The organism is Bordetella sp., assembly GCF_051960075.1.
Lineage (GTDB): Bacteria > Pseudomonadota > Gammaproteobacteria > Burkholderiales > Burkholderiaceae_B > Bordetella.
The window spans coordinates 1-3259 of record NZ_JBQCER010000042.1; the positions used below are offsets into that span (position 1 = coordinate 1).

The 3259-nt window shown below is 52.1% G+C and carries 4 protein-coding genes; 3 read left to right on the forward strand and 1 reads right to left on the reverse strand.

All coding sequences use genetic code 11. From position 1 onward, the window contains the following. From ACTHJ1_RS05135 to ACTHJ1_RS05145, 3 genes are all read left to right on the forward strand, one after another. On the forward strand, nucleotides 1–199 hold a 199-nt coding region (locus ACTHJ1_RS05135), incomplete at its 5' end, for a hypothetical protein (protein ID WP_440188676.1). A gap of 664 nt (nucleotides 200–863) precedes the next feature. Continuing rightward, on the forward strand, nucleotides 864–1508 hold the full coding sequence (locus ACTHJ1_RS05140) for a hypothetical protein (protein ID WP_440188679.1): 645 nt from the start codon (nucleotides 864–866) through the stop codon (nucleotides 1506–1508). Then, nucleotides 1505–2308, forward strand: a complete 804-nt coding sequence (locus ACTHJ1_RS05145; RefSeq protein WP_440188682.1) for a hypothetical protein — start codon at nucleotides 1505–1507, stop codon at nucleotides 2306–2308. The genes ACTHJ1_RS05140 and ACTHJ1_RS05145 overlap by 4 nt, the downstream gene beginning before the upstream one ends. 238 nt (nucleotides 2309–2546) lie before the next feature. Here the strand turns inward: ACTHJ1_RS05145 and ACTHJ1_RS05150 are convergent, their stop codons facing one another. Next, nucleotides 2547–3215, reverse strand: coding sequence for a hypothetical protein (locus ACTHJ1_RS05150; RefSeq protein ID WP_440188685.1), 669 nt, complete (start codon nucleotides 3213–3215; stop codon nucleotides 2547–2549). Between the last annotated feature and the right edge of the window lie 44 nt (nucleotides 3216–3259).

Consider the following 3259-nt stretch of genomic DNA (forward strand, 5'->3'; position numbering starts at 1 on the left):
CCGGTACACCGGCTTCACCTTCCTTCAGCGCGGCAACGATCTGGCTTTCTGTAAATCTGGTTTTCTTCAAGGGAGACTCCTAACGGGGGAGGCTCCGAATATTCTACTGACGACTGTCTACCGCACGGGGAAGCTTACGAATGCAGCTAACGCTGATCTAATTATTTTTTTCATTGAGCAGGATTTAACCGTACAGTAACGCGACAGTCAACTCGACTGTTAGCTATTGCAGCGGGGCGCAATCGGGTAACGGACCTTGTAGGCGCCTATTGGACCAACGTCACATTGACAATTTTCTTTCTTCCCTTGACGAAGCACGATCTCGAGCATTTCAGCGGAAGTGAGCTCTTGGCCGTCATGCTCTGCGCCAATACATTCGGTTGCCTGGAGGGGGAACGGCAACATCATCACGCGTTCCGAGGACTAAGCTCTACGCAACCTTCAGACTTGTCCTTTCAGGCGGCTATCTCGCACTGGACCCCGAAGCATCGATTGAACGACCGATTGCTGCTTGGGGCTGACGTCTGATTAACCGAACGAAGTCACGGGCGAGTGTCGCCTCATGGCCGCACTCCGACCGATTAAGCTGGCTAGACGTTTCTCGTCGCGGAAAGAGCGCTGCCATTAGAGAAATAGTAGCCAAGAGATAAAGCACAAGTTGCAGGCATCCGGTCTCTTGACATGGTAAAGGTCGCCCCAGTAAATTCATCTGGACGTAAGCAAGGTTCGGGCAAAGCTTTATAAGCCGGCCCGAATTTTGGTAAGTCGACGTTTACATAAAGCAAGCGCACCATCTCCAGATCATGTTGCCGTGGAAAAGAGATGAGTTGCGAGAGCGTATAACGATATCAATCGGGATCCCAATGGCGAAGCGCTCAGACCTGAACGTCAGGTTGGTTCTGCTGGTACTGCTGTCTTCCCTGTGGCCCGTGGGCCAAGCCGCGGTCTCCTGTGATAGTGGAAGTAATCCCCAGGCGCCCGAATGCCGCCGGAGCTCGGTTGGCGCGAACGGCAATGCTGCCGCAATCCTGCAGGGGGTGGGCAGTGCCATTTCGAACGCGCTGGCGCAGCAGCAACAGGACGAGCAGAACCTCGCAGGGGAACGCGCGCGCGAGGCCGAGAAAGCGCAGCGCGCCCAATCCGATGCCAGCGCCCTAGTTGATCAGATGGCAAATCGGCCCGAAAGCAACCCCTGGGCGGCGTTGCAAAACAGCCGTAAGGCTTCCAGCGGCAAGGTGCCCGCCGCGCTGCCGCAACTACCTGCGTTGAGTTCGGACTGCAATGCTGCGCAGCAGCAGGGCATGGCCTTCGCGCGCAAGCTGTCGCTGTCCGTGGCGGCCCTGGGGCCTTCGGTGTGCCAGTCGGCGCGAGCTCACAAGCTCCTCGGTGAACTTCAAATTCAGGTGGCGCAGCATTGTCGAAGCATTCCGACTTGGACAGAATTACAGCGCGCCGGTCAAAACATGGTCGATGACGCCAACCGCACCATCGCGGGCTCTTGCCAATGAAGCGCCTACTGCTTCATTCGGCTGTCGTCCTTATGGCCCTGTCGCTCGCCGCCTGCGTAGGCGGGAGTAAGCCCCATTTTCTCATTGAGAGCGACGAGGCTGTTGTGTCAAGCCTTAAAGCCAGCGGTGTGAAAGGGTCGGCGCAGATAATCGCCGCGCGCTACAACACCTACTGTGCGGCCGATGGGCGGCCCTTTGATCCGCGGGACGAGTACGAGTGCAGTTTGAGTCGTGGCTATCTGGCTGTCGCCTTGTACCTGAGCGGACAGTACGCCCAGGCTTTGCCCTTGCTGGAGCCGACCGAAGCTCGTGCGAGACGACTCGGGACTGGAGAGGCCTGCACCAGCCTTTCTCTTTGGAAGCCCGAATATCACGCCTATCTGCTACCGCGAATGATTTACCTGGCCGCAGCGCGCAGCGGTAACGAGCAGAAGGCGCGGCAGTGGTTCGCTAAAGGCTATATTTGTGAACTGCTACATGATGAAAAGGTGGGGAGCGATCCGAACTTCAGGGCCGAATTCATACACGAAGCCAAGGCTCGATTTGGCAAGCGTGGAGACGTAGACGCCCGGCGTTTCTTGAAGGATATCTGGCCTTTTTGGAATGCTTCTTTTATGCAGATTGTCCGCAACTCCAGCCTGAGGGACTCCGAGCGTTCGGCCCAGTTGGCGGCCTTGGCCAGGAACGCACAAAAGTTCATGCATTCATATGGCTATCCAGTCGCGTATGTCGAGGTGTTCCAGGCAGTTGAAGCCCAGTGGACTCAGGGGGTCAGCACTTACCTGCAGATGGGGCAATAAGCATTGACCTACATGTCGATATTATCGGCAACCAACCAGGTTCCACAGGTGGGAGCACCCTGCTTCAGGCGGATTCTGGCCGCTCTCCGACCGATGATGCTAGCTCGACGTCGTCGTCGCGGAAAGGTCGCTGCCCGACCCAGAAGCGACCCTCAGATTTCTCGAAAGCAGACGTTTCGATAGCCGGAGTGGTGGTAATTCCCACAAACAGTGGCGCTAATGGTCGCTTTGTTTGGAACTACCTAAATTTCATATGATTTTCTCTCCACCAATTTTTAAATTGCCTCCAATCATACCAACTGACTGTTCCACCATCATGTGATTCTGTTAACTTCACCATGCGAAATTTTCTTTTTACAATGAGCTCTATTTTTTCTAATGCAATATCTCTGAGATCGTAACGCATCTCCCCCATCATCGAATATTCTGCTGCATAGTCGTCAGTGGAGAATCTGATAAGGGGTGATATTTCATTCGCAATTGCATATGTTTCAAAATTACTCAGCGCAATTTTTCTTAAACCGAGATCAGACGAAGCAAGATAATCAAGCATAATTTCCCTGTAATCTGAGTAATTTTCTCTTAACCATATAAAAAATGCCAACGCTTTAGAGCAAATAAATTTGCTCTCATGATTCAATAAATCTCGGATTCTTTTTACCAAGAACGTAAAAAACTCACCGCCAAAGGCTTCTCCGGTGTATTTTTGAAGCAACGTTTCTAGGAAGAAAAAAGCTATCGATAAAGTTGGAACATCGTTAGATTTCAGGCAGCCACAGATATCTTCTATAAGACTTCGATCGAGTGGTAATTCTTTTATATCAGAGGCAGAAATGGATTTTTTTGAATCACCAGTAAGCAAATAAATTCTTCTTCTTAGGCAGTCTGCCGAAATTGCTTCAGTCATTGATGAGTAATCCATTTCAATTTTTTAATATAAAGTGATCGTGC